General features: G+C 72.0%; 24 protein-coding genes and 1 pseudogene. 2 read left to right on the forward strand and 23 right to left on the reverse strand.

From position 1 onward, the window contains the following. Nucleotides 1-6: 6 nt before the first annotated feature. On the reverse strand, nucleotides 7-843 hold the full coding sequence (gene rpsB / locus ACRDTB_RS17660) for a 30S ribosomal protein S2 (protein ID WP_431431576.1): 837 nt from the start codon (nucleotides 841-843) through the stop codon (nucleotides 7-9). 353 nt (nucleotides 844-1,196) lie between these two features. Here rpsB and ACRDTB_RS17665 point away from each other — a divergent pair, with 353 nt between their 5' ends. Further along, on the forward strand, nucleotides 1,197-1,853 hold the full coding sequence (locus ACRDTB_RS17665) for a M23 family metallopeptidase (protein WP_431431578.1): 657 nt from the start codon (nucleotides 1,197-1,199) through the stop codon (nucleotides 1,851-1,853). Here the strand turns inward: ACRDTB_RS17665 and ACRDTB_RS17670 are convergent. The 20 genes from ACRDTB_RS17670 to ACRDTB_RS17765 all read right to left on the reverse strand — a co-directional run bounded on the left by ACRDTB_RS17670 (nucleotide 1,850) and on the right by ACRDTB_RS17765 (nucleotide 22,641). Beyond that, on the reverse strand, nucleotides 1,850-2,701 hold the full coding sequence (locus ACRDTB_RS17670; RefSeq protein ID WP_431431580.1) for a FliA/WhiG family RNA polymerase sigma factor: 852 nt from the start codon (nucleotides 2,699-2,701) through the stop codon (nucleotides 1,850-1,852). The two genes, ACRDTB_RS17665 and ACRDTB_RS17670, sit on opposite strands and share 4 nt — an antisense overlap. Nucleotides 2,702-2,744: 43 nt before the next feature. Next, nucleotides 2,745-3,767 (reverse strand): tyrosine recombinase XerC, encoded by a 1,023-nt coding sequence (locus ACRDTB_RS17675; RefSeq protein WP_431431582.1) that lies wholly within the window; start codon nucleotides 3,765-3,767, stop codon nucleotides 2,745-2,747. A 59-nt stretch (nucleotides 3,768-3,826) separates the two neighbouring features. Then, complete coding sequence (dprA, locus tag ACRDTB_RS17680; RefSeq protein WP_431431616.1) at nucleotides 3,827-4,921, reverse strand: DNA-processing protein DprA; 1,095 nt, start codon at nucleotides 4,919-4,921, stop codon at nucleotides 3,827-3,829. Nucleotides 4,922-6,807: 1,886 nt separating this feature from the next. After that, the gene (locus tag ACRDTB_RS17685) at nucleotides 6,808-8,334 is read right to left on the reverse strand and encodes a YifB family Mg chelatase-like AAA ATPase (protein ID WP_431431584.1); all 1,527 of its coding nucleotides are present in this window, start codon (nucleotides 8,332-8,334) and stop codon (nucleotides 6,808-6,810) included. 76 nt (nucleotides 8,335-8,410) lie between these two features. Further along, nucleotides 8,411-8,791: a YraN family protein gene (locus ACRDTB_RS17690; protein ID WP_431431586.1), complete on the reverse strand. Its 381-nt coding sequence runs from the start codon at nucleotides 8,789-8,791 to the stop codon at nucleotides 8,411-8,413. A gap of 88 nt (nucleotides 8,792-8,879) precedes the next feature. Next, nucleotides 8,880-9,203: a DUF2469 domain-containing protein gene (locus tag ACRDTB_RS17695; RefSeq protein WP_331084111.1), complete on the reverse strand. Its 324-nt coding sequence runs from the start codon at nucleotides 9,201-9,203 to the stop codon at nucleotides 8,880-8,882. After that, nucleotides 9,200-9,958, reverse strand: a complete 759-nt coding sequence (locus tag ACRDTB_RS17700; protein ID WP_431431618.1) for a ribonuclease HII — start codon at nucleotides 9,956-9,958, stop codon at nucleotides 9,200-9,202. The genes ACRDTB_RS17695 and ACRDTB_RS17700 overlap by 4 nt, the downstream gene beginning before the upstream one ends. Before the next feature lie 20 nt (nucleotides 9,959-9,978). Further along, entirely contained in the window at nucleotides 9,979-10,974 is a 996-nt protein-coding gene (gene lepB, locus ACRDTB_RS17705) for a signal peptidase I (RefSeq protein ID WP_431431588.1), read from the reverse strand. Between the two features lie 102 nt (nucleotides 10,975-11,076). Next, nucleotides 11,077-12,162 carry a signal peptidase I gene (lepB, locus tag ACRDTB_RS17710; protein WP_431431590.1) on the reverse strand — a complete coding sequence of 362 codons (1,086 nt, stop codon included), beginning with the start codon at nucleotides 12,160-12,162 and terminating at the stop codon, nucleotides 11,077-11,079. A gap of 46 nt (nucleotides 12,163-12,208) precedes the next feature. Continuing rightward, nucleotides 12,209-12,568 (reverse strand): 50S ribosomal protein L19, encoded by a 360-nt coding sequence (rplS, locus tag ACRDTB_RS17715; RefSeq protein WP_431431592.1) that lies wholly within the window; start codon nucleotides 12,566-12,568, stop codon nucleotides 12,209-12,211. A gap of 165 nt (nucleotides 12,569-12,733) precedes the next feature. Further along, nucleotides 12,734-13,480 carry a tRNA (guanosine(37)-N1)-methyltransferase TrmD gene (trmD, locus tag ACRDTB_RS17720; RefSeq protein ID WP_431431594.1) on the reverse strand — a complete coding sequence of 249 codons (747 nt, stop codon included), beginning with the start codon at nucleotides 13,478-13,480 and terminating at the stop codon, nucleotides 12,734-12,736. After that, complete coding sequence (rimM, locus tag ACRDTB_RS17725) at nucleotides 13,480-13,998, reverse strand: ribosome maturation factor RimM (RefSeq protein WP_431431596.1); 519 nt, start codon at nucleotides 13,996-13,998, stop codon at nucleotides 13,480-13,482. Before rimM ends, trmD begins: the two co-directional genes overlap by 1 nt. Beyond that, entirely contained in the window at nucleotides 13,999-14,238 is a 240-nt protein-coding gene (locus ACRDTB_RS17730; RefSeq protein ID WP_431431597.1) for an RNA-binding protein, read from the reverse strand. Then, complete coding sequence (rpsP, locus tag ACRDTB_RS17735) at nucleotides 14,235-14,714, reverse strand: 30S ribosomal protein S16 (RefSeq protein WP_431431598.1); 480 nt, start codon at nucleotides 14,712-14,714, stop codon at nucleotides 14,235-14,237. The genes ACRDTB_RS17730 and rpsP overlap by 4 nt, the downstream gene beginning before the upstream one ends. Before the next feature lie 148 nt (nucleotides 14,715-14,862). Next, the gene (locus tag ACRDTB_RS17740) at nucleotides 14,863-15,615 is read right to left on the reverse strand and encodes a CPBP family intramembrane glutamic endopeptidase (protein WP_431431600.1); all 753 of its coding nucleotides are present in this window, start codon (nucleotides 15,613-15,615) and stop codon (nucleotides 14,863-14,865) included. A 173-nt stretch (nucleotides 15,616-15,788) separates the two neighbouring features. Further along, nucleotides 15,789-16,853 carry an amidohydrolase family protein gene (locus ACRDTB_RS17745; protein ID WP_431431602.1) on the reverse strand — a complete coding sequence of 355 codons (1,065 nt, stop codon included), beginning with the start codon at nucleotides 16,851-16,853 and terminating at the stop codon, nucleotides 15,789-15,791. A 112-nt stretch (nucleotides 16,854-16,965) separates the two neighbouring features. Beyond that, nucleotides 16,966-18,522, reverse strand: coding sequence for a signal recognition particle protein (gene ffh / locus ACRDTB_RS17750; protein ID WP_431431604.1), 1,557 nt, complete (start codon nucleotides 18,520-18,522; stop codon nucleotides 16,966-16,968). A gap of 48 nt (nucleotides 18,523-18,570) precedes the next feature. Next, complete coding sequence (locus tag ACRDTB_RS17755; RefSeq protein ID WP_431431606.1) at nucleotides 18,571-21,003, reverse strand: [protein-PII] uridylyltransferase; 2,433 nt, start codon at nucleotides 21,001-21,003, stop codon at nucleotides 18,571-18,573. After that, on the reverse strand, nucleotides 21,003-21,341 hold the full coding sequence (locus ACRDTB_RS17760) for a P-II family nitrogen regulator (RefSeq protein WP_075128704.1): 339 nt from the start codon (nucleotides 21,339-21,341) through the stop codon (nucleotides 21,003-21,005). The genes ACRDTB_RS17755 and ACRDTB_RS17760 overlap by 1 nt, the downstream gene beginning before the upstream one ends. Before the next feature lie 4 nt (nucleotides 21,342-21,345). Next, complete coding sequence (locus ACRDTB_RS17765) at nucleotides 21,346-22,641, reverse strand: ammonium transporter (protein WP_431431608.1); 1,296 nt, start codon at nucleotides 22,639-22,641, stop codon at nucleotides 21,346-21,348. A gap of 167 nt (nucleotides 22,642-22,808) precedes the next feature. Here ACRDTB_RS17765 and ACRDTB_RS17770 point away from each other — a divergent pair, with 167 nt between their 5' ends. Further along, nucleotides 22,809-23,429 carry a (2Fe-2S)-binding protein gene (locus tag ACRDTB_RS17770; RefSeq protein WP_431431609.1) on the forward strand — a complete coding sequence of 207 codons (621 nt, stop codon included), beginning with the start codon at nucleotides 22,809-22,811 and terminating at the stop codon, nucleotides 23,427-23,429. Here the strand turns inward: ACRDTB_RS17770 and ACRDTB_RS17775 are convergent. Together ACRDTB_RS17775 and ACRDTB_RS17780 are read right to left on the reverse strand one after the other, a co-directional pair. After that, nucleotides 23,405-24,937: a bifunctional phosphatase PAP2/diacylglycerol kinase family protein gene (locus ACRDTB_RS17775; protein WP_431431611.1), complete on the reverse strand. Its 1,533-nt coding sequence runs from the start codon at nucleotides 24,935-24,937 to the stop codon at nucleotides 23,405-23,407. The genes ACRDTB_RS17770 and ACRDTB_RS17775 overlap by 25 nt on opposite strands. Nucleotides 24,938-25,074: 137 nt before the next feature. Further along, nucleotides 25,075-25,246 (reverse strand): annotated as a pseudogene (locus ACRDTB_RS17780) (IS30 family transposase); the annotation flags it as partial.

The following is a 25,246-nucleotide window of genomic DNA, read 5'->3' on the forward strand; positions in this document are numbered from 1 at the left end:
GGTGGCTCAGGACTCGGTGGGCGTCTCGGCCGGCTTGGACTCGCCAGCGGCCGGTGCGTTCTGGCCCACGAGGAGCTCCTGCTCCCACTCGGGCAGCGGCTCGTCGGTGGCGACGGCCGGCTTGTCCTCACCGTCCGGCACGCCGTTGCGCACGCCCGCGCGGGCCATGAGGCCGGCGGCCGCGGCCTCGGCGACGACCTTGGTCAGCAGCGCGGCCGAGCGGATCGCGTCGTCGTTGCCGGGGATCGGGTAGTCGACCTCGTCGGGATCGCAGTTGGTGTCGAGGATCGCCACAACGGGGATGTTGAGCTTGCGTGCCTCGCCGACGGCGATGTGCTCCTTCTTGGTGTCGACGATCCACACCGCGGAGGGGACCTTCGCCATGTCCCGGATGCCGCCGAGCGTGCGCTCGAGCTTGTCCTTCTCGCGGGTGAGCATGAGGATCTCCTTCTTGGTGAGACCCTGGAAGCCGCCCGTCTGCTCCATCGACTCGAGCTCCTTGAGCCGCTGGAGGCGCTTGTGGACAGTGGAGAAGTTCGTGAGCATGCCGCCCAGCCAGCGCTGGTTGACGAACGGCATCCCGACCCGCAGCGCCTCGTTGGCGATGGCCTCCTGGGCCTGCTTCTTGGTGCCCACGAAGAGGATCGAGCCCCCGTGCGCGACGGTCTCCTTGATGAACTCGTACGCGCGTCCGATGTAGGACAGGGTCTGCTCGAGATCGATGATGTAGATGCCGTTGCGCTCGGTGAGGATGTAGCGCTTCATCTTCGGGTTCCAGCGGCGTGTCTGGTGCCCGAAGTGGACGCCGGAATCGAGCAGCTGCTTCATGGTGACGACGGCCATGGCCTGCTTCGCACCTCTTCTGTCTGCGCGCCGGGTGTCCCCCACGGCGCGATGTCGGTTGTCGCTCCCTCTGCCTTCGAGAGGTCGCCCTGGTACCGGTACCGGCAGCCGGACCCGTATCTCGATCTTCTTGTCGTGATTCGGGACCGCCGGATGCCGCTTTGCCGTAGCTGGTGCACCGGTACGCGAAGTCGACCCGTGTTGCCACGGATCGCGCATTGCAGTCTACGCGGTCACGGAGACGGCCTTCGACCAGGCCACCCCGGTGCCGTCATTTGTCCACAACCTGCCCGCCTGTCCACAGATTCTCACCACCGGCCCCAACCATCGGACGCCCGCACGAGGCTGGACCCATGACCGGTCCCCCACGTCCCCGCCCGTCCGTCCTGGTGCTCGCCCTGGTCACGGGTCTGGCGACGATCGCCTCGCCGGCGCTGCTTGGCGTGGCCTCGGCGCCGGTCGCACCGCCCGTCACCCCGGCCGTCTCCGGTGTTCCCACCGTTCCCACCGGTTCCGCCGTTCCCGGCGTTCTCGCTCGGTCGACGGCTGGCGAGGTGGATCCGCGTGCCGGGCCACCCACACCGCCGGCCGGCGTGCGGTTCGGGTGGCCGCTGGCACCGCCACATCCGGTGGTGCGGCCGTTCGACGCGCCGTCGACTCCGTACGGCCCCGGCCATCGCGGCGTCGACCTCGGCGGGACGGCCGGCGAGGCGGTGCTGGCGGCCGGCGCGGGCGTGGTGGTGTTCGCGGGCCAGCTGGCCGGCCGGGGCGTGGTGTCGGTCGACCACCCCAACGGCCTGCGAACCACCTACGAGCCGCTCACGTCCGCGGTCAAGGCCGGCCGGCGGGTGGCGGCCGGCGCGGTCCTGGGCCACCTCCGACCGGGCCACGCGAGGTGTCCCGGCGCGTGCATGCACTGGGGCGTGCGCCGGGGTGAGGCGTACCTGGATCCCCTGACGCTGGTGGCCACGGGGCATGTCCGGCTGCTGCCGTGGGAGGAGGGGAGCTAGACCTCGGACTTCTCGAGCAGCTTGGCGCGCAGCCGCAGCACCGCCCGGGTGTGCAGCTGGCAGACCCGCGACTCGGTGACCCCGAGGACCCGACCGATCTCCGCCAGCGTCAGGTTCTCGAAGTAGTACAGCGTCACGACGACCCGGTCCCGCTCGCTGAGGTGCGCGATCGCCTCGGCGAGCTGGCGGCGGTTGTCCTGGTCGACCAGCAGCGCGACGGGGTCGAGCGCCTCCGGGTCCTCCAGGATGTCGGCCAGCGGCGTGGAGCCACGCCCGGCCGCGGCCAGCTCGTCCAGGGCGACGACGCTGGTGAGCTGCAGCTGGGCGTACACGTCGCCGAGCTCGGCCACGGTCAGCCCGAGCTCTTCGGCGAGCTCCGCGTCGGTCGGCGTGCGACGCAGCTGGGCACCGAGCCGCTCCAGCGCGTGCTCGACCTCGCGGGCCCGGCCGCGGACTGACCTCGGCACCCAGTCCTGCGCGCGCAGGTCGTCGAGGATGGCGCCGCGGATGCGCTGCATGGCGTAGGTCTCGAACTTGAGCCCACGCTCCGGCTCGAACTTCTCGATGGCGTCGACGAGGCCGAAGATGCCGGACTGGATCAGGTCGGCGACCTCGACGTGTGCGGGGAGCCCGGTGCCGACCCGGCCGGCGACGTACTTGACGAGCGGCGCGTAGTGCAGCACGAGGCGGTCGCGCAACTGCTGCGCGCGATGCTCGCCGAACGCACGCCACAGGGCGACGATGCCTGCCTCGACGTCGTCGAACGTCCGCTGATCGCCTGGGAGGACACCGGCACGCTCGCCAACGCCGAAGCTCACGGCATGACCGTTGGTCGTCCCTACCGGCATGCCGGTGGGCATCGACCCCGGTGTCCCAAATCCTTTCCCTGGCTCATCGGGAACGAGGGTGGGCTCGGTCATGTATTGCCTTCAGCCGGTCGACGGTCACGTGCGTGTAAAGCTGGGTGGTAGCGAGCGTAGCGTGACCAAGGAGCTCCTGGACGCTCCGAAGATCCGCACCACCTTCGAGCAAATGTGTCGCGGCAGAGTGACGCAGGCCGTGTGGCCCCATGACGGGAGCACCCGGAACCGCACCCAGCGCATCGTGAACGATACGTCGAACGCTTGCCGGTTGGAACCTGCCGCCGCGAGCACCCAACAGGAGCGCAGGTGGGGACGTCGGCCGGACCAGCGCCGGTCGCCCGTGTTCGAGCCAGTCCCGCACGGCCCGCCCGGCCGGCTCGCCGAACGGCACGGTCCGCTCCTTGCCGCCCTTGCCGAGGACCACGACGACCCGCCGGTCGAGATCGACATCACCCACGTCCAGGCCACACAGCTCGGACACCCGCACGCCGGTCGCGTACAGGAGCTCGAGCAAGGCGTGGTCACGCAGCGCGACCGCGTCCTGCTCGGCGGCGCCGGACCCGGACGCCCGCAGCAGGTCGTTCGCCTGGTCCTGGCGCAGGACGGACGGCAGCACCCGGTGCGGCCGGGGCGACGCCAGCCGCGCGCCCGGGTCGGTCGCCAAGTGGCCACGCCGGTGCGCCCAGGCGGTGAACGTCCGGGCCGCCGCCGACCGCCGGGCCAGCGTGGTCCGGCTGGCCCCGCCGGTGCGCAGTGCGGCGAGCCACGCCCGCAGCACGTGCAAGTTGAGCGCCTCGACCCCGCGCCCCCGGCTCCGGTCGACACCGCTTGGTGCATCGTCGCCCGAGTCGATCACCGGTAGGCCGTGCTGGAACCCGAGGAGGGAGACGGCATCGCCGACGTACGCGCGCACGGTGTGCGCCGACAGCCCGCGCTCGAGAGCGAGGTGCCGCTCATAGGCGTGCACGACCTCGTGGACCGGTGGCGGCAGCTCGTCGCGGATCCGGTGGAGGTCGACCCGCTTCCGGCGCGCTGACGAAGATCGGGGCACAGCTTCGACGTTCCGCCATGACCGGGGACGGAGTCAAGCACCGCCACGCCGCCATGTTGTCAGTCAGGTGCCTGGCGCCATCCCTCCTCACATCGTTCGGCGAGTCCGGTGAGCTCGAGTTCGGGCAAGAGCGCACGGACCCGGTCGAGCGGGACCCCCGCCTCGACGGCCACCTGCGCGGTGCTGCGGGCCGCGCGCCGGCGGAGGGCCTCGTGCACGCGAAGGGCGTCGTCACCGAGTCCGTCGGTCCGACGGTGCGGGGCCTCGGGCCGGTCGGCCAGGTTCTCGCCTACCGGCCCGACCGCCTCGAGGATCTCGGCGACGGAGCCGGCGAGCATCGCGACGCCCGTACGGAGGAGGTCGTGGCAGCCGACGGACATGGCGGAGGTGATCGGCCCGGGCACGGCCATCACGACCTTGCCGAGCGCGGCGGCGGTGGTCGCAGTGTTGCGGGCGCCGCTGCGCACGCCGGCCTCGACGACCACGGTGCCGGTGGACAACGCGGCGATGAGCCGGTTGCGAACGAGGAACCGGTGCTTGGCGGGCGGGGTGCCGGGTGGGTACTCGCTGAGAACGAGGCCGCGCTCGGCGATCCGGTCGAGCAGCGCCGCGTGGCCGGACGGGTAGTCGATGTCCGCGCCGCAGCCGAGGACCGCGACGGTGCGGCCGTCGGCCGTGAGCGCGCCGCGGTGGGCCGACCCGTCGATCCCGAACGCGGCTCCGGACACGACGGTCATGCCCGCGGAGGCGAGCCCGTAGCCGACCTCGGCGGCCACGTGCTCGCCGTAGGGGGTGGCCGACCGCGCGCCCACGACGGACACGGCCCGGTCGAAGGTCTCCGCCATGGACAGCGGTCCGCGAGCCCAGAGTCCGAGCGGCAGGCCTGACCAACGCAGCCCACGGTCCGCCGCCGCGCCGAGGCACAGCAGTTGCCAAGCGGGCCACTCCTCGTCCTCGGGCACGACCAGGCGAGCACCGACGCGCTCGGCGTCGGCCAGGTCGCCTGCCGCCTGGTCGAGGTGACGTCGCGCCGACGTCTCGTGCAGGACCGCCGGTGCGACGTCGGCCGCCCGAACCCGCTCGGCCGCGCGCACCGGGCCGACCGCGTCGACCAGTCCGAGCAACGCGGTCGCCGGCGGTTCGGCCACCCGCATCAGGTAGGCCCGAGCGAGACGGATCTCCTCGCCGACGGGCTGGGTCGCCGTGAGATCGCCTTTCGTTGGCAGATCGAGACTTTCCGACGGCCGGCTCTCCGGGCCCGTGAGTGTCTGGGGCAAGTTCGCCGAACTGGTGGCCGCGCCAGAGGTCGCCACGGCACGCTCGGTCCCGGCGGACGACTTCGCGACCTCGGGACTCGCGCACCGCGCATCCTGCCCAGCCGCCCGCCTACTGTCGACGCCACCGACCCGGCCGCGATCATCCGGAATGGACACCTGTGACTCGGCAGGGGCCTCCCCCGACCCGAGCTGCATGCGGCCTGCTCCACTACCGGTCGCGAAGGCGCGCGCGACCCCAGTGGACGACTCGGCGATCTCCGGACCGGTGCGCCGGGCCGCTGGCACGGACGACTCCAACCCACCCGCGACACCACCGACCCGACCACCAACCGCCGAAACCGAACCCGGCGACTCGGCGCGATCCTCCTCCGGCGCCTGCGGCATGCGATCTGATCCACCGCGAGTTGCCTCGGCGCGTTCGGCGGCGGTGGACGACTCCACGACCCCGCCACCCCTACTCGGCGCCGCTGGCACGGATGGATCCGGCCCACTCGCGACACCATCGCGCCACTCACCAACCGCCGCAACGGAGCCCGGTGACTCGGTGCGGTCCGGCCTCTGCGGTGTGCGGTCTGATCCGCGGTGGGATGCCGGGGCGCGTTCGGGGTCGGTCGACGGCCCCGTGGTCCCGGGACTCGGGCGCTCCGCCTCCGGCGCCTGCGGCACGCGACCTGATCCACCGCGAGATACATCGGCGCCGCCGGGATCGGTCGACGACTCCACGACCCCGCCACCCATACGCCGCCCCACCGGCACAGGTTCCAAACCACCCGCGACACCACCGACCCGACCACCAACCGCCGAAACCGAGCCCGGCGACTCGGCGCGATCCTCCTCCGGCGCCTGCGGCATGCGATCTGATCCACCGCGGGATGCCGCAGCGCGTTCGGCGTTGGTCGACGGCCCCGTGGTCCCGGGACACGGGCGCTCCGCCTCCGGCGCCTGCGGCACGCGACCTGATCCACCGCGAGATACCTCGGCGCAGCCGGGATCGGTCGACGACTCCACGATCCCGGAACTCGGGCGCTCCGCCTCCGGCGCCTGCGGCACGCGACCTGATCCACCGCGAGATACCTCGGCGCCGCCGGGATCGGTCGACGACTCCACGATCCCGGAACTCGGGCGCTCCGCCTCCGGCGCGGACGGATCCGGATGTGATCCCGCGTCACCGTGTACCCGATCACCATCGGCATCTACTCGACCGCTGTCGGCCGGAGGGGGTATCGGCTGGTCGGTGAGCCGGGCCCTTGGTTCGGATGGCGTGCGGTTCACGGCGCAGCGGGTGGAGAGAGCGCGCTCGGCGGCGCTCGGTGTTGGGGCCGGTGTCGGGTTGGGGGTGGGCAGGTGGTTCTTCGGGCGCGACGGCTCCGGACAGAACGGGGTCGGCCTGGGGGTGGTGTCTTCCGTTGGTTCGCTCTTCGTCGGGCCCGGGGTCGATGCCTCGGCTCGGCGCGGGTTCGGTTCGGCGGGCAGGCAGCTCGTCGCGCCGTGGGTGGCCACCGCGCCTTCGGCACCAGAGGACGACAGCTCGCTGTTCGGACGCAACAGTTCGGACGCGGCACCCTTCGGTCGTGCGGCCGCCGACTGCGCTTGGTTGCGCCGGGACGTGGTGTCTCCCGATGGTGGTTCAACGCCGGACGCGGCAGGGGCCGATGCTTTGGCGCCCTGCTCCGCCGGTTCTGATGGTGGGTGATTCGCGGGGGTGTGAGTGGGCAGGGGACTTTCGGCGGCGGGGCGGGTCGGCGGGGTCGGGTCAGTGGTGGTCATGCGGCTCTCCGGTCGCGGAATTCCAGGGCGGCTGCTACGTGGTCGGCTTCGGGGCGGTCCGCTTCGGCCAGGTCGCTCAGGGTCCAGGCGACTCGCAGGCAGCGGTCCGCGCCTCGGGCGGTCACCGCGCCGGTGTCGAGGACCCGGTCCAGCAGGGCGGTGACCTTGCGGGGTAAGGCGAACTCGCGACGGAGGACGGGTCCTGGCGCCTTGGAGTTCGTCAGCCAGCCGTACTCGTTCCACCGGTCCGCGGCTCGACGCCTCGCCTTGTCCACCCGGGCGCGGACCACGGCGGTCGACTCGGGTGTGGACACCTCCGCACTCGACATCGCGGTGATCGGGCGCATGCGGACCCTGAGGTCGACGCGGTCGAGCAACGGGCCGGACAGGCGGCCCAGGTAGCGCCGCTTCGCATGCGGCGAGCAGGTGCAGTCGAGCTCTCGCGGTGGCGCGCAGGGACACGGGTTGGTGGCCAGGACCAGCTGGAAGTTCGCCGGATAGCGAGACACACCGTCACGACGGGCAAGGCGGATCTCGCCCTCCTCCAGCGCGGTTCGCAGCGCTTCCAGGCGGTGCGGGCCGAACTCACAAGCCTCGTCCATGAACAATATGCCGTGGTGCGCCTGGCTGATCGCGCCCGGTTTCGCCATGCCGACGCCACCGCCGACCAGCGCCGGGACCGACGTGGAGTGGTGCGGCGCGACGAACGGCGGGACGGTGACCAGCGGTGAGTCCGGTGCCAGGGAGCCGGCGATCGAGTGGATCGCGGTGACCTCCAGTGCCTGCTCGCCGTTGAGCGGAGGCAGGAGGCCAGGCAGGCGCTTGGCGAGCATGGTCTTGCCGGTGCCGGGCGGGCCGATGAGCAGCAGGTGATGGCCACCGGCGGCGGCTACCTCCAGCGCCCAGCGGGCCTCGGGCTGGCCGAGGACGTCGGCCAGGTCGGGCGCCTCGGCGGCGGTGTTGGCGGCGGTGGCCTGCTGCTGGCTCTCGGGGCGCTGGAGCCCGTCGGACTCGCCACGGAGCCACGCCAGAACCTCCAGCAGGCTGTTCGCCCCGCGCACGTCGAGGCCGGTGACCAGGGCCGCCTCGGACAGTGCCGACGCGGGGACCACGGCGCGACGCAGGCCCGCGCGGCGGGCGGCCAGGAGGCCGGGCAATACACCGCGGACGGAGCGGATGCGGCCGTCGAGGGCGAGCTCGCCGATGAGAGCCATGCCGGTGAGGAGCTCCGGCGGGACGCGGTCGGCGGCGGCCAGGACCGCGCAGGCGAGTGCAAGGTCGTAGCCGGAGCCGCCCTTCGGGAGGGCGGCCGGCGACAGCGCGAGCGTCACGAGCTCGCCGGGCCACTCCTCGCGGCTGTTTCGGATGGCGGCGCGGACGCGCTCCTTGGCCTCGTTGAGGGAGGCGTCTGGCAGGCCGACGATCTGTGTGCGTGGGCGGCCGCCACCGATGTCGGCCTCGATCTCGACGGCCACGCCGTCGACGCCGAACAGAGCGACGGACCACGCTCGCGCTAGCGGCATCGTCGCCCACCTCCCGCCGCGCTGAGTGGCGCGGAGAGCCGGGAGGAGGGGAGGTGCGGAGTGTGCGGCGGGCGCATCAGAAGGCGCCCTTCAGGTGTTGGATCCTCGGGGGCTCGCCTGGAGGCCAGGTGATCGAGATGATGTCGAAGCGTTCCTCGCACCAGCCGACGTCGTGGGCGGTGCGCCAGCGTCTCGACACGCGGCGGATGCGGTTGGCCTTCTCGTCGGTCACGGCTTCGGCCGGGTGGCCGAAGTTGGTGCCGGACCTCGTCTTCACCTCGCAGATGATCAGGCGGCGTCTGTCCGTGGCGATGAGGTCGAGCTCGCCTTCCGGGCAGCGCCAGTTTCTGCCCAGCACCACCAGGCCACGGCTTTCCAGATAGCGCGCGGCCAGGTCTTCCCCGCGCACGCCGGTGCGGAGATGCGGAGCAGGTGGGCGGGTCGTGTCAGCCGTCATGGCATCGACGTTGCCGTGCGGGAGCGGCGGGTGCCAGCGGCTGGTCGGGAACTGTGGACAGGTCGGCAGGTTGTGGATAACGCGCGGGTCAGGCGCCGAAGGGACCCTCTTCCGGCAGCCGGAGGTCTGGCTTGTCCAGTTCCTCGACGTTCACGTCCTTGAACGTGATCACCCGGACGTTCTTGACGAAGCGAGCCGGACGGTACATGTCCCAGACCCACGCGTCGGACATCCGCACCTCGAAGTACACCTCGCCGTCGGAGTCGCGCACCTGCACGTCCACCCCGTTGGCCAGGTAGAACCGGCGCTCGGTCTCCACGACGTAGGAGAACTGGCCGACGATGTCGCGATACTCCCGATAGAGCTGCAGCTCCATCTCGGTCTCGTACTTCTCGAGATCCTCCGCGCTCATGCGGTTACGCGCTCCTCGGGATCGACGGGGGCGGACCCCCCATTCTGAACCACGGCGGCCGCCGCCACACTCAAGGCCACCGGATGTGGCGCGTACAGCCCGTGCGCCATCCCGGCCGCGGCCACGTTCACGAACGACCACCGGTGGACCGCGCTCGGCCCGTGCTCGTCCAGCGTCGCCCCGTGCTCGCGGGTGCAGTAGCCCTTGTGCTCGTCGAACCCGTACACCGGTAGCTCGTCGTGCAGCTCGGCCATGATCCGGTCGCGGGTGACCTTCGCCAGCACCGACGCCGCGGCCACGCAGGCGACCGCCTGGTCACCCTTGACCACCGGCATGCTCGGGGCGGTGAGGCCCGGCACCCGGAACCCGTCGATCAGCACGTACCCAGGATGCGTCCGCAACCGCGCGATCGCGCGGCGCATGCCCTCGATGTTGGACACGTGCACGCCGATCAGGTCGACCTCCTCGACGGGGACGATCACCACGGCGTAGTCCAGGGCCCTGGACACGACCAGGTCGAACATCCGCTCGCGCGCGGCGGCGGTCAGCAGCTTGGAGTCGGTCAGGCCCTCGAACCGGGCCGCGTCGCCCGGCTTGAGCACGCAGGACGCGACGACGAGCGGCCCCGCGCACGCACCCCGGCCGGCCTCGTCGACGCCGGCGACCGGACCGAGCCCGCGCCGGTCCAGGGCGGCCTGCAGCCCCCAGGTGCCGGAGTCGCGCCGCAGCACGGCCCGCGGTGGGCGGGACTCCAGCCAGTCCAGTAGGGCCAATGTCACGGTTCGTCTCCAGCGGATCTCGCAGTGCCGACGGTGCTGCTCCGGAGCGCGGTGCGCACCCGCCGACCCAACCACAGGGTCGGCCACGCGGCGAGCAGACCGCCACCGAGCGGTATGCCGTACTGCAGGCCGTATCCCATGGCCGCCGCTACGCCGGCATCCTGCGGGTTGTCGTCGCCGACGCCCTGCCAGCGCGACGGCGGCAGCACGACCCAGCGCACCTTGCCGATGACATTGTCCACCGGCACCAGACCGTTGCGTCCACCCCCGCCCTGGTACCGGGAGTCGCTGGAGTTGTTGCGGTTGTCCCCCATCACGAACAGCATGCCCTCCGGCACCGTGATCGGATCGAACGACGCCTGGTGCGGCTCGGCGGTGGGGGTCCAGTAGACGTAGGTCTCGTCGAGCGGCTCTCCGTCAACCACCACGTGGTTCTTCTCGTCGCAGCACTCGACCCGCTGCCCGCCGACCGCGACGACCCGCTTCACCACGTCGTCCTCGTCCGGCGACGCGAGGCCGAACGCGGCACCGATGTCCTGCAGCCACGAGACGAACGCGTTGCTGGACCGGCTGGACCGGAACTCCGACTGATTCCACGTGCCCGGCCGTTCGAACACCACGACCTCCCCGGGCTCCGGTTCGCCGAACTCGTAGACGAGCTTGTCCACCAGCACGCGGTCGCCGTAGCAGCCGGGACAGCCGTGCAGGGTCTGCTCCATCGACTCGGACGGGATCACGAACACCCGCGCGACGAAGGTCTGGATGAGCAACGCGAGCAGGAGCGCGACCCCGATCAGGATCGGCAGCTCCTTCCAGAACGAGCGCGGTCTCCTGCCCTTCCTGCGCCGCCTGCCCTTCTGCTCGGCAGCAGGCTCGGGCGAATCTTCGGCGGGTGCCTCGTCGGCGTCTCCGTCGCGGCGCTCCTGGTGGGTCGGGTCGTCCCCCTCGTCCTCGTTGTCCCTGTTGTTGCCGGAGTGTGCGACGTCGACCACGCCGTGCAGACTACCGGTGCGCCACGCGCGTCCCGTGGCCCCGCGCCCGCGTGGCGGAGCGGATCACCCACCCGGAACAGGGGTGACGAACAGGACCAACCGCTAGCGGCCCGACGGCCGCGTGTCGTCGGGTGGTGGACCGCCCGCGCTCGGTGGGTCGTTGCCGCCCGGCGGGAGAACCATCGACCGGACCCGGCGGCTCGCCCACAGCACCGGCCACGCGAAGACGAGGCCGAAGCCGGCGGGGATGCTCTGCTGCCAGACCGGCGCGCCCAGCGCGAACGGGATGCCGCCCTGCGGGTTGTGGTCGCCGACGCCCTGCCAGCGCGCGGGCGGCAGGACGACGTAGCGCGCCTTGCCGATCACGTTGTCGACGGGGACCACACCGCGGATGCCGCCGCCGCCCTGGCAGCGGGAGTCGCAGGAGTCGCTGCGGTTGTCGCCCATGACCCAGAGCGTGCCCTCGGGCACGAGCACCGGGTCGAAGCGCTGCTGGGCGTCTGGCCTGCCGTTCTGCCAGTAGACGTACGGCTCGTCGAGCGGGCGGCCGTCGACGAGCACCCGCATCCTGTCGTCGCAGCACTGGACGGTCTGGCCACCGACCGCGATCACCCGCTTGACGAAGTCGCGCTCATCCGGCGGCGCGAGGCCGACCAGGGCGCCGACCTGCTGCAGCGCGTTGGTGACGACGTTGCCCGACGGCGGCTCCTGGATGTCGTTCTCCGTCCAGGTGTTCGGGCCCTCGAAGACGACCACGTCGCCGGGCTCGGGATCGGTGAACGCATAGGTAAGCTTGTCCACCAGCACGCGGTCGCCCGTACATCCTGGGCAGCCGTGCAGCGTCTTCTCCATCGAGCCGGACGGGATCGAGTACACCCGGCCCAGGAAGTGCTGGATCAGGAACGTCAACAGCAGCGCGACCGCGAACAGGGTCAGCAGCTCCTGCCATAGCGGCTTCTTCCGCAGCGGCCGGCGGTGCTTGCCCCGCTTGGACTTCGGGTCACCGTCGGAGGGGCCACGCTCCGGGCGTACGCCGTTGGGACGTACGCCGTTCGGATAGCCGCCGTTGTAACGGCCCGGTGCGTCTGGCCGCCATGCCCTCGTCTCGGTGAACTCATCGATCCTCGGGATCAGGTCGGTGCGCTCCGGGTCGTCCTCCGGCGACTGCGCGTGCACGGGGATGGCCACGTGACCAGGTTACGGTAGATCTCCGCAGGTGGGTGTTAAGGAGGGGTCAGGAGGTTCGCGCGGTCTCGCGCTTCTCCTTGATCTTGGCGGCCTTGCCCCGGAGTTCACGCAGGTAGTAGAGCTTCGCCCGGCGCACGTCGCCTCGCCGATCGACCTCGATTCGCGCGATGTTCGGCGAGTGCACCGGGAAGGTCCGCTCCACGCCGACGCCGAAGGAGATCTTGCGCACCGTGAAGGTCTCCCGGATGCCACCGCCCTGCCGGCGGATGACGGCGCCCTTGAAGATCTGGACCCGCTCACGGGAGCCCTCGATGACGCGGACATGCACCTTCAGCGTGTCGCCCGGGCGGAAGTCCGGGATGTCGGAGCGCAGCGACTTGGCGTCCAGGGCATCCAGGGTGTTCATCGGTTTGTCCGTCCTCGTGTCGTTCTTACGTCCCCCGGGGCGCGCGGCCGTTTGACCGTCCGTAGTCAACCGTTGGGGAAGTCAACGTGGTGTGCGCCGAGGCGGCACCCGGCCGCGGCAACTCGACAAGTATGTCACGTCCCCTCGACGCGGCCGCTCGGGGGATCAGTCCGTCTCGCGCAACCGTTCCAGTACGGCCCGGTCGTGCTTGTCGAGCGCGTCCTCCGGGAGGGCGTCGAGCAGGTCCGGACGCCGGTGGAACGTCCGGGCGAGCGCCTGGTCGCGGCGCCAGCGGTCGATCGCGCCGTGATTGCCGGACCGCAGCACCTCGGGCACCGCGAGGTCGCGCCACACCTCGGGCCGGGTGTAACTGGGGCCTTCGAGCAGGCCGCCGGAGAACGAGTCCTGCTCGGCCGAGGCCGGGTTGCCGAGCACGCCCGGCAGCAGGCGGGCGACGGCCTCGACGATCACCATGACCGCGACCTCGCCGCCGACGAGCACGTAGTCGCCGATGGACACCTCGTCGACGGGCATCCGGCGGGCGGCGTCGTCGAGCACCCGCTGGTCGATGCCCTCGTAGCGGCCGCAGGCGAACAGCAGCCAGTCCTCCCGCGCGTACTCGCGGGCGAGCGCCTGGGTGAACGGGCGGCCGGCCGGGGTCGGCACGACCAGGCGGGGCCGGCCGGAGGCGCACAGCTCGTCGAGGGCCGCTCCCCACACCTGGGGCTTCATGACCATGCCGGGGCCGCCGCCGTACGGGCTGTCGTCGACCGCCTTGTGCACGTCGTGGGTCCACCGGCGCAGGTCGTGCACCTCGAGGGCGAGCAGGCCACGCTCGATCGCGCGGCCGAGGAGTGCCTGGCGCAGTGGGTCCAGGTACTCGGGAAAGATCGTGACGACGTCGATGCGCACTAGCCCAGCAGGCCTTCGGGTGGGTCGAGCACGACGCGACGGCCCGCCACGTCGACCTCGGGCACGATCTCCCGCACGAACGGGACGAGCGCCTCGGTGCCCTCGGTCAAGTCCACGACGAGCAGCTCGCCACCCGGGCCGCGGGCGATCTCGCGAACCGTGCCGACCTCGGTGCCGTCGGCCAGCATGGCGGTCAGACCCTCCAGCTCGTGGTCGTAGAACTCGTCGGGGTCCTCGCTCGGCGGCAGGTCCGCCGCGTCGACGAGCAGCCGCGCACCGCGGAAGGTCTCGGCGACCGTGCGGTCTCCGACCTCCTCGAGCCGGACCAGCAGGCGACCCGAGTGCGCGCGCACGGATTCCACCGTGACCGGGCGGACGGAACCGTCCCGGAGCCGTGCGGTGAGCACGGCCCCGGTGGCGAAGCGTTCGTCCGGCGAGTCGGTGTGGATGACGACCGCCAGCTCGCCGGCGATGCCGTGAGCCTTGGCCACCCGGCCGACGAGCAGCTGATCGGCCATCTACTGATCGGTGTCGACGACGTCCACTCGAATGCCGCGACCGCCGATGCCGGCCATCACGGTGCGCAGCGCGGTGGCGGTGCGACCACCACGACCGATCACCTTGCCGAGGTCCTCCGGGTTGACGTGCAACTCGAGCGTGCGACCGCGGCGCGTGGTCACCAGCTCGACGCGGACGTCGTCCGGGTTGTCGACGATGCCGCGCACCAGGTGCTCGAGAGCGTCAGCGAGGAAACTCACGACGCGTCCTTGGCACCCTCATCCGGCGACTTCTCGGCCTTCTCGTCGGCCTTCTTCTCGTCCGCCTTCTTGGCATCGGCCTTCTTGGCGCCACCCCGCTTCTTCGGGGTGGTGGCCTCGGTGGTGGGCTCCTCGCCGGCGGCCTTGAGCGCGGCCTCGAACAGCGCCTGCTTGGTCGGCTTCGGCTCGGCGTGCTTCAACGTGCCCTCGGCACCCGGCAGCCCCTTGAACTTCTGCCAGTCGCCGGTGATCTCCAGGATCCGCTGCACCGACTCGGTCGGCTGCGCGCCGACGCCCAGCCAGTACTGAGTGCGCTCGGAGTCGACCTCGATGAAGCTCGGCTCCTCCTTGGGGTGATACCGGCCGATCGTCTCGATCGCCTTACCGCTGCGACGGGTACGGGCATCGGCGACGATGACGCGGTAGTACGGCGCCCGGATCTTTCCCAGACGCTGCAGCTTGATCTTGACTGCCACGGGTTGTGGTGCTCCTCTGATCACGGTTGCGGGCGCCGGTCGTCCGTGTGGGGTTACGGAAGGCTGGAGCCCCAAGTTGGTGGCGCCATGGCGCGGTGAGAGGGTCCGGCCACGACGGACAGCCGCTTATTCTGCCAGACGGTCCCCCTCAGGCGGGCATCACCCCGACCGCCACCAGCAGCACGGCCAGCGCGGGCAGGAAGTTGTTGACCTGGTGGGCCACGATGCTCGCGCCGAGCCGGCCGGTGAACAGCCGCGCGAGCCCGATCGGGATGCCGATGACGAGCAGCAGCGAGGTACGCAGCGGCTCGAGGTGGCTGACCGCGAAGATGACCGTGGTGAGGGTGAACACCGCCCAGCGGCCCCATCCGAGCCGCTCGAGCGCACCCCACAGCAGCCCGCGGTAGATGATCTCCTCGCAGACCGGGCCGACCAGCCAGACGAACAGGAACAGGGCGATCGCGGCGCCCAGCGGCATCCGCGCGTTGTCCACGAGCGCGCCGACCGCGGACGTGGCGTTCTCCTTGCCGACGACGTTGGTCCACACGACCGCGGCGAGCGTGGTGCAGACCAGGCCCAGCACGCCGAACTTGAGACCGGTGCGGAGGTCGTCGCCCTGCAACGAGAGGCGCAGGTCTATCCGCGGGCCGTTGCCGCGCAGCCTGGTGACCAGCAGCGCGACCGCGGCGGCGAGGACCGTGGGCACGATCGTGCCCACGAGCGCGACGGTCGCGGAGTTGCTCGACTCGGGCGCGACCTCGGAGACGACCGCGCCGATGACCACGGCCGAGAGCACGAAGACGGCGAAGACGAACAGGAACGCACCGAACCCCCAGCGGTGTGTCCGAACCGGGGACTCGGCGACGGTGGTTGTCTCCGTCGCTTCCCGTTCGGTGGTCACCACGCCGAGAGTAGTCCGTTCACGACGAATCAACCCGGCAAGCTGGGCTGACGCGTTCCCGGCCGGCGTGGTACACGGTTCGGGCGACGCGTGTGTCGTGGGCGCGGCGCCGGGCCGGACTCCCGTTGCCCCGTGGCGGTTTCGCGGCGGCTCAGCGGCGACTCAGCGGCGACTCAGCGGATGACGCGGCCCCGCAGGACCACGCGCTTGGGGGTGCGGAGCGCGTTCAGGTCGGCGCGCGGGTCCTCGTCGTAGGCGATGATGTCGGCGGCCGAGGACTCCTGGATGCCGGACCAGCCGAGCCAGCCACGGGCGTGCCAGGACGCGGCCCCGAGCGCCTGCTCGGTGGTCATGCCGGCCTCGTGCAACGCGATGACCTCGTCGACGAGGCGGCCGTGGGCGATGCCGCCGCCCGCGTCGGTGCCGGCGTAGATCGCGATGCCGGCCTCGATCACCTTGCGGGCGGTGGTCCGGACGCGGGCGTAGAGGTCGAGCATCTGACCGGCGTAGCGCGGGTACTTGCTGGCGCCGGCCGCGATGCCGGGGAAGGTCTCGATGTTGATCAGGGTGGGAACGAGCGCGGTGCCGTGCTCGACCATGGCGGCGATGGTGTCGTCGGTGAGGCCGGTGCCGTGCTCGATGCAGTCGATGCCGGACTCGATCAGGCCGGGCAGCGCGGCGGCGCCGAAGACGTGCGCGGTGACGCGGGCGCCGGCGTCGTGGGCGACCTTCATGGCCTCGGCGAGCACGTCGTCGGGCCACAGCGGTGCGAGCTCACCGAGGTCACGGTCGATGTAGTCGCCGACGAGCTTGACCCAGCCGTCGCCGGTCGCGGCCTGCTCGGCGACCGCGGCCGGGAGGTCGGTGGGGTCGCCGACCTCCTCGGCGATGTCGCGGATGTAGCGCTTGGGGCGGGCGATGTGCCTGCCGGCGCGGACGAGGCGCGGCAGCTCGAGGCGTTCCTGCAGCGGGGAGGTGTCCATCGGGGAGCCGCAGTCACGGATCAGCAGCGCGCCGGCATCGCGGTCGGTCCTGGCCTGCTCGGCGGCGGCGTCGAGGTTCTCCGCGGCGATGCCGACGTGGCAGTGGGCATCGACGAGGCCGGGCACCAGGAAGCCACCGTCCACAATGGTCTCGGCGCCGGCGACGGCCTCCGTCCTGATGCGACCGTTGACGATCCAGAGGTCGCGCTCCTCGTCCTCGGGGAGCACGACACCACGCATGTGCAACGCCGTCATGGGGCCCGATTGTGCCTCACCGAAGCCGAACGATCATGCCCGCGTCCGACATGCGGCGGGCACCGTCAGCACGAGGAGGGGACTCGCGTGCGAGAGCGGGGGACTCGCGGGGTTAGTTCTCCTTGCCCTTGTCCTTGGGGAGTTTGAACTTCTTCGGGTCGAACCCGGGCGGGAACTGGTCCAGGCCGGACAGGCCCGGGGGGAGCTCGTCGAGGCCGGGGGGCATCTTCGACAGGTCCGGCATACCGCCGGGCGTCATGCCGGGCAGGCCGCCGCGGACCCGGGGTGGCGTGGGGCCGCGGCCCTTACCCTTCTTCCCCTTCTTGCCCTTCCGCGACTTGCTGCCACGGCTCGAGCCCGGCAGGCCGAAGCGGCCGGCCATCTGCTGCATCATCTTGCGGGCCTCGTAGAACCGGTTGACCAGCTCGTTGACCTCGCGCACGGCCACGCCGGAACCACGTGCGATGCGCTGCCGCCGGGACGCGTTGATGATCTTCGGGTTGCTGCGCTCGGCCGGGGTCATGCCGCGGATGATCGCCTGGAGGCGGTCCAGGTGCGTGTCGTCGACCTGGGCCAGCTGGTCCTTCATCTGACCCGCACCGGGCAGCATCCCGAGCAGGTTTCCGATCGGGCCCATCTTGCGGACCGCCAGCATCTGCTCGAGGAAGTCCTCCAGCGTCAGCTCGCCCGTGCCGATCTTCGCCGCGGCCTGCTCGGCCTGCTCCGCGTCGAACGCCTGCTCGGCCTGCTCGATCAGCGTCAGGACGTCGCCCATGCCCAGGATGCGCGACGCCATCCGGTCCGGGTGGAACGCGTCGAAGTCCTCGAGCTTCTCGCCGTTGGACGCGAACATGATCGGCTGACCCGTGACCTCGCGGACCGACAGCGCGGCACCACCGCGCGCGTCGCCGTCGAGCTTGGTGAGCACCACGCCCGTGAAGCCGACGCCGTCGCGGAACGCCTCGGCCGTGGTCACCGCGTCCTGGCCGATCATCGCGTCGACCACGAACAGAACCTCGTCGGGCTGCACGGCCTCGCGGATGTCCGCGGCCTGGCGCATCATCTCCTCGTCGACGCCCAGCCGGCCGGCGGTGTCGACGATGACGACGTCGTGCTGGCGCCGCTTCGCCTCGCCGATCGAGCGCCCGGCGACGTCCACCGGGTCGCCCACGCCGTTGCCGGGCTCGGGCGCGAACGTCGGCACGCCGGCCCGGTCGCCGACCACCTGCAGCTGGGTCACCGCGTTGGGCCGCTGAAGGTCGCACGCCACGAGCATCGGCGTGTGGCCCTGCCCGACGAGGTGCTTGGCGAGCTTGCCGGCCAGCGTCGTCTTACCGGAGCCCTGCAGGCCGGCGAGCATGATCACGGTCGGCGGCGTCTTGGCGAGGTTGATCCGCCGCGTCTCGCCGCCGAGGATCGCGACGAGCTCCTCGTTGACGATCTTGACGACCTGCTGCGCCGGGTTCAGCGCGCCGGACACCTCCGCGCCCTTGGCACGTTCCTTGACGTTGGCGATGAACGTGCGCACCACGGCCAGCGCGACGTCGGCCTCGAGCAGCGCGATCCGGATCTCGCGCGCGGTCGCGTCGATGTCGGCCTCGGAGAGCCGGCCCCGGCCACGCAGGTTCTGCAGAACCGAGGTGAGCCGATCGGAGAGAGTGTCGAACACGTCGTCGAGGGTAGTCGAGGTCACGAGCCGGCCGACGGCCACCGGATCTCAGCAGGCGCCGAGCACGGCCCGCTCGATCTCCCGCCGCCAGTCCGGCCCGCCATGACCCGGTGCGGTGGACGCGAAGCTGAACGAGGCGATCGCGGTCCCGCCGACCTGCATCACCCGCGCCCAGCGCACGTCCACCCCGCACTTCTCCAACGCGGCCGCCACATCGTGTAGCAGGCCCAGCCGGTCCACGGCCCGCAGCTCCAGCACGACATCCGCCGACGCCGCTCCCCCATCGGCCTCGTCGTCGAACCACAGCACCCGCGGCTTCGGCGAGTCGTCGGGCCCGTCCACACCGAGATCGGCATAGTCCCGCTCCTTCGCGGCGAGCTTGTCCGTGAGCGGCAGCGACCCCGACAACGCGCGGACGAACTGCTCCCGCAGCAGCGCCGTGTCCGGCATCGACCCGAACCGCGGCGACACGGCGAACGTGTCCACCGCGACACCGGCATGCGCGCGCACCTCAGCCGCGTGCACCCTCAGCGAGTGCAGCGCGAGCACACCGGCCGCGCGGGACAGCAGGCCCGGATCGTCCGGCGCCACCACGGTGATCGTGGCGACCCGCCCCGGGTCGACCAGAATGTCTGGCTTCCCCGACGCGGCCACGGCCGCCCCGAGCGCGCACTGGGCGTCGTCGAGCGGCTCGGGGCCGGCGTGCCGCTCACCGGCCATCGCCTGCCGGCAGCGCGCCACGAGGTCCGCCACGAGCGCCGCCTTCCAGTCCGACCACACGCCGGGTCCGGTCGCGAGCGAGTCCGCCTCGACCAGCCCGTGCAACAGCTCCAGCAGCACGGGATCACCGCCGAGCGTGTCGACCACGCGACGCACGGTCGCCTCATCGGCGATGTTGCGCCGAGTCGCGGTATGCGGAAGCAGCAGATGGTGCCGCACCATCGCGGACAGCGTGGCCACGTCCGCGCGCGGCAGGCCCAGCCGCTCGCCGACCTGGGTGGCGAGCGCGGCACCGACGACGGAGTGGTCGGTCGAATACGCGGAGCCGCGGCCCTTGCCGATGTCGTGCAGCACCGTGCCGAGCAGCAGCAGGTCCGGCCGGGACACGTCGGTGACCCGCCGGGCGGCGTTCGCGGTGGCGGCCACCAGGTGCCGGTCCACCGTCCACACGTGCGCGGCGTCGCGCGGCGGCAGGTCACGCACCGCGCCCCACTCGGGGAACAGCCGGGCCCACAGCCCGGTCCGGTCGAGCGCCTCCACCACGTCGATCAGCCCCTCGCCCGCACCGAGCAGCGACACCAGCTCCTGGCGAACCTCGGCCGGCCACGGCGCGCGCGGCTCCGGGGCGGCCTCGCCGAGCCGGGTCAGCGCGGCCGGGGCGATGGGCCGGCCGGTCCGCGCGGCCGCGGCCGCCACGCGCAGCAGCAGGCCGGGATCCTTGCCCGGGTCGACGTCGCGGGCCAGCGACACCTCGTCGCCGTGCAGCACCACGCCGTCGGCCAGCGGGCGGCGGGCCGGCGTGCGGCGCAGCACGCCGAGGACCTTGCGCGGCCCGGGCTGGCCCACCCGCAGGGCGACGTCCAGCGCGTAGGCGACCGCGCGGCCGGCCCCGGACAGCGCCCGGGCCAGTGTGAACCGGTCGCCGATGCCGAGTGCCGCGGCGATCTCGTCGCCGTCCTGGGGCATGAGCACGTCGCGCGGCCGGCGGGCGACGCGGCGCAGCTCCGTACGCGTGTCGAGCAGGAGCCGGCGGGCCGCCGACACCTCGCCGGCAGGCCGGTCGACCAGCTGGGCCAGCGCGAGCGCGTCGAGCATCGCGAGGTCCCGCAGCCCGCCGCGACCGTGCTTGAGGTCGGGCTCGACCCAGTGCGCGACCTCGCCGCTGCGCGCCCACCGCGTCCGCGTGGAGCCGACGATCTCGTCGAACCGCCGGCGTACCCCGGTGCGCCACGCGTCGCGGGCCTCGTCGGCGAGCCGCCTGCTCAGCGTCTCGTCGCCGGCCACGTGCCGCGCGTCGAGCAGGCCGAGCGCGGTGCGGAGGTCCTTGCCGGCGACGTCGAGTGCCTCGCCGACCGTGCGGACGGAGTGGTCGAGTCCGACGCCGGAGTTCCACAGCGGGTACCAGAGCCGCTCGGCGACCTGGTCGATCGCCTGACCACCGAACGACTGTCCACTATGGACGAGAATGAGGTCGAGGTCGGAGTAGGGCACCAGCTCGCGCCGGCCGAGCCCGCCGACCGCGACCAGCGCCACGCCCGCCCGGTTCGCGGCGATCCCGGCCTGTGCGGCATGTACGGCCAACCAGAACTCGTGCAGGTCGGTCAGCGCCTCGCGCAGCACGTCCGGCGCCAACCGTCCGATGTGGAGCCCGCGCTCGTCGGCGCCGGCGCCCAGCAGCCGGTCGCGCGCGAGCACGAGGTCCGCGGCGGTGGGGACGACCGGCACCGCACGGCCGGCCGCCCCCTCCCCCCGGAGCGTCATCAGAGCGCGTCTGTGCCGCGCTCCCCGGTGCGCACCCTGACCACGGTGTCCACCGGCGTCACCCAGACCTTGCCGTCGCCGATCTTGCCGGTCCGGGCCGCCTCGACCACCGCGTCCACGACCTTGTCGCCCAGCGTGTCGTCGACCAAGACCTCGACCCGCACCTTCGGCACGAAGTCGACCGAGTACTCGGCACCGCGGTAGACCTCGGTGTGGCCCTTCTGCCGGCCGTAGCCCTGCACCTCGCTGACCGTCATGCCGAGCACGCCGACCTGCTCCAGCGCCGCCTTCACGTCGTCGAGCGTGAACGGCTTGATGATCGCCGTCACCAGCTTCATGGCGTCAGCCTTCCTTGCTCGCGCTTGCCGGGAGCTTGCCGGCCAAGGTGTTGGCCGCGTTGGAGATCGAGGAGGAGCCGCCGCGCAGCCCGGAGAAGTCGTAGGCTGCCTCCGCGTGCTCGACCTCGTCGATACCGATGGCCTCGGCCTCGGCGCTGAGCCGGCCGCCGCGGAAGACGGCCCTGATGATCAGGCCAAGGATCGCGGCGACCACCAGCGAGTAGATCAACACCGCGAACGCGCCGACCGCCTGCTTGCCGAGCTGGGTGAACCCGCCGCCGTAGAACAGGCCGTCCGCGCCACCGTCGTTCACGCCGGCCGTACCGACGAAGCCGATCATCAGGGTCCCGATCAGGCCGCCGACCATGTGCACGGCGACCACGTCCAGGGAGTCGTCGAAGCCGAGGCGGTACTTGACGCTGACCGCCAGTGCGCACACGGCACCGGCGATGAAGCCGATGGCCAGGGCGCCCCACGTGTCGACGAACGCACACGCCGGGGTGATCGCGACCAGACCGGCGACCACGCCGGACGCGGCGCCCAGGCTCGTCGGCTTGCCGTCGCGGACGCGCTCCAGCAGCAGCCAGCCGAGCATCGCGGCGCAGGTCGCGGTGAAGGTGTTGATGAACGCGGTGCCGGCGACGTCGTCCGCCGCCAGCGCCGAACCGGCGTTGAAGCCGAACCAGCCGAACCAGAGCAGGCCGGCGCCGAGCATCACGAACGGCAGGTTGTGCGGCTTCATCGACTCCTTCGGCCAGCCGGCCCGCTTGCCGAGCACGAGGGCGAGGCCCAGCGCGGCAGCGCCGGCGTTGATGTGCACCGCGGTCCCGCCGGCGAAGTCCTGGACGCCGAGGTCGAAGATCCAGCCTCCCTCGGCCCAGACCCAGTGCGCCACCGGGAAGTAGACGATCGTGGCCCACAGGGCGGCGAACAGCAGCCACGCGCCGAACCGGACCCGGTCCGCGATGGCGCCCGCGATCAGCGCGACGGTGATCACGGCGAACATGCCCTGGAACGCGACGAACGCGGTGCCGGACAGCGCCTCGCCGCCCATCAGGCCGCTGAGGCCGACGTACTCCGACGGGTCACCGACGATGCCGCCCCTGTCCGAGCCGAACGCCATGGAGAACCCGTAGACCACCCACAGCACGCCGATGAGCCCGATTGCCCCGAAACACATCATCAGCATGTTGAGGACGCTCTTGGTACGCACCATGCCGCCGTAGAAGAACGCCAGCCCCGGCGTCATCAACAACACCAGGGCGGCACTGGTGAGCAACCAGGCCGTGTTCCCTTCCACGCTCACTCCTCCTCTATGACCGCAACCTTGTCGAGGAGCATCGGGAAGAGCTGTTTCGCAGGATCGCGCCGCACGTTTCGCCACCGTGAACTGTCCGCGCGTTCGTGTTACGAGCACGTTTCCCGGCCGGTCATGGCTACCCTCGCGTCATCACCGAGCTGATCCCCGTGACCGCCTCGGCCGTCACCGACCCGACGTGGCTCGCCGCGCAACTCGCCGCGACCGCCCGCCGCTACCGGCTGGACCGGCCGGCGTCCGTCGGTGTGCTGTGGTGGTACTCGGCCAGCTCGGTGCTGCTCGGACCGCCGGCCGAGTCGCTGGTGCGGGGCGGGCCGGTGGCCGATCCGGCGCTGGCCGCCGTGACGTTGTTCCTGCATCCGGACGGGAGGGTGCTGGACGCCCGGTCCTCGGCCGCGGTGCCCGCCGACGCGCTGGGCGAACGCCTGGCGGGCGCGCTGTCGGCGGCCGTCACGGCGGTGGCCGCCGGGAGCGGGGCACCCGAGCCCGCGCTGTGGGCTGTCGCGACGGACTCGCTGGCGAACCGCGTCCTGTGGGCGGGTGGCAGCGAGGCCGCCGCGGTCGCGCTCGCCGCGTCGGCCGGGCCGATGCCGGTGCCGCGGTACGTGTCGGTGGGCGGCACCCGGGTGGTGCGGCGGGCGTCGTGCTGCCTCATCTACGAGGCGCCGGGCGAGCGGAAGTGCGTGAGCTGCCCGCGCCAGCACCCCGACGAGCGGTACCGGCGGTTGCGGGAGATGCTCGGCGGTCAGGCCGGCGGGACCACGCGGTAGACGGTGAGCACGCCGGGTCGGGTGTGGAAGGTGAAGCGGCGGCCGGGCGGGCCGACCTCGCCGTCGGCGGCGATGCGCTCCCGGCCGGCAAGGATACGGATGTCGGTCCGGGTGGCGTCGTAGTGCCGGTACACGTGGCTCGTCCGCAGCGTGCCGGTGAGGGCGGCCAGCACGAAGCGGGCGCGCGAGTACGGCAGATCCGCCCGCAGGTAGCGGACGTCGAGCAGGCCCGAGGCCATGGTCGGGCGGCGGGCCGCCCCGAAGCCCTTGGGCTGGTACGAGCCGTTGCCCACGAACAGCATCCACACGAGGCGGCGTGAGTCGTCGAGCAGGATCGGGACGGGCCGGGCGTGGCGCAGTACGCGGATCATCGCGAACGCGGCGGCGAGCCACCGGGGATGGGTCGTCTCGAGCTTCTCCCGCAGCCGCACCATCTCCGGGTAGCCGCCGATGCTCGCGGTGTTGATGAACCGCAGGCGCTGCCGTGCGCCCGGGCCGTTCTCGACGAGCACGTCGGCCACGTCGACCCGGATCGCTGAGCCGACCTGTGTCGCGTCGGCGATGTCGGCGAGGCCCTCGATGCCGAGGTCGCGGGCGAAGTGGTCCAGCGTGCCGGCCGGCACGACGACCAGCGGCAGGCCGTGGCGGACCGCGAGGTCGGCCACGCGGGTGACGGTGCCGTCGCCACCCGCGGCGGCGAGCGCGCGGTAGTCGCCGATCCGCTCCTCCAGGGTCGTGATGACGTCGACTCCTGGGTCGACGCGGATGATGTCGGCCTTGGGCCACCTGGCGAGGATCTCGTGTGTGCGGTCGACCGACTCCGCGCCCGAGCTCGGGTTGACCACGACCGCCAGGCCCTCGCCCTCCCCCAGCTCCACGGCGTCGACGGCCGGCTCGCGCCGCTCGGGCAGGCCGGTGCCGTGCGGCCACCAGTGCCGGGTGGCGAGGGACGCGGCGACCCCGATGGCCGCGCCGGCCGCGACGTCGCTCGGCCAGTGCACGCCGGTGTGCACGCGGGAGTAACCGACGGCGGCGGCCAGCGGGAGCACGAGGGCGCCGACTCCCTTGTGCTCCATGACCGCCGCCGAGGCGAAGGCGAACGCGGACGCGGAGTGACCGGACGGGAAGGACGACGAGCGCGGCCGCCGGGTCATCCGCCGGGGCACGGGCAGCAACTCGGCGGCGGGCCGCCGGCGCGGGAAGAGCCGCTTGCCCACGAGGCTCGCGGAGAAGCTGGCGCCGCCGATCGCGGCCAGCCCGCGCAGCCCGGCGCGGCGCGTGGCGCCCTCGCGGGCCACCAGCAGCGCGGCGATCGCGAACCAGAGCTTGCTGTGGTCGGCCAACCGGCCGAGCCGCCGGAAGAACGCGTCGAACCCGCTGGGCGGCAGCTCGCCGCTGCGCCGCACGAGCTTCGCGTCGACCCGGCCAACCCGGAGGTAGGACCGGCGGGTCCGGTCCACGACACGCCGCGCGGTCGCGAACAGGCCTCGCGCGATGCGACCGATCACGCTTCCAACGCTATCGACGCCGCGGCGCCAGCACCGATCGGCGATACCTGTCGGCCCTCGCCGGCGAGCTGGAAATCGGGGGTCGGTGGATTCATGTGGTTGTTGCAACATGCTTGTTGGGACGGTAGCTGGTTGGGTTTTTCTTTGGGGCTGAGCCGGTTCAGGGTTGTGCGGGGGCGGTCGTTGAGTTCGGCGGCGACGGTGGCGAGGTGGCTGGTGGTGTGGACTGAGAGGTCGGTGCCGTGGGGGAAGTACTGGCGGAGCGGGCTGTTGGTGTTCTCGTTGCTGCCGCGCTGCCACGGGGAGTGC

The sequence above is a fragment of the Actinophytocola sp. genome (assembly GCF_050699935.1).
Taxonomy (GTDB): domain Bacteria; phylum Actinomycetota; class Actinomycetes; order Mycobacteriales; family Pseudonocardiaceae; genus Actinophytocola.

Coding starts and splice junctions, on each gene's coding strand:
- rpsB (WP_431431576.1), bottom strand. CDS start 843: ATGGCCGTCGTCACCATGAAGCAGCTGCTCGATTCCGGCGTCCACTTC.
- ACRDTB_RS17665 (WP_431431578.1), top strand. CDS start 1,197: ATGACCGGTCCCCCACGTCCCCGCCCGTCCGTCCTGGTGCTCGCCCTG.
- ACRDTB_RS17670 (WP_431431580.1), bottom strand. CDS start 2,701: ATGCCGGTAGGGACGACCAACGGTCATGCCGTGAGCTTCGGCGTTGGC.
- dprA (WP_431431616.1), bottom strand. CDS start 4,921: ATGCGGGTGGCCGAACCGCCGGCGACCGCGTTGCTCGGACTGGTCGAC.
- ACRDTB_RS17685 (WP_431431584.1), bottom strand. CDS start 8,334: ATGCCGCTAGCGCGAGCGTGGTCCGTCGCTCTGTTCGGCGTCGACGGC.
- ACRDTB_RS17690 (WP_431431586.1), bottom strand. CDS start 8,791: ATGACGGCTGACACGACCCGCCCACCTGCTCCGCATCTCCGCACCGGC.
- ACRDTB_RS17695 (WP_331084111.1), bottom strand. CDS start 9,203: ATGAGCGCGGAGGATCTCGAGAAGTACGAGACCGAGATGGAGCTGCAG.
- rplS (WP_431431592.1), bottom strand. CDS start 12,568: ATGAACACCCTGGATGCCCTGGACGCCAAGTCGCTGCGCTCCGACATC.
- rimM (WP_431431596.1), bottom strand. CDS start 13,998: ATGGCCGATCAGCTGCTCGTCGGCCGGGTGGCCAAGGCTCACGGCATC.
- ACRDTB_RS17745 (WP_431431602.1), bottom strand. CDS start 16,853: ATGACGGCGTTGCACATGCGTGGTGTCGTGCTCCCCGAGGACGAGGAG.
- ACRDTB_RS17755 (WP_431431606.1), bottom strand. CDS start 21,003: ATGACGCTCCGGGGGGAGGGGGCGGCCGGCCGTGCGGTGCCGGTCGTC.
- ACRDTB_RS17760 (WP_075128704.1), bottom strand. CDS start 21,341: ATGAAGCTGGTGACGGCGATCATCAAGCCGTTCACGCTCGACGACGTG.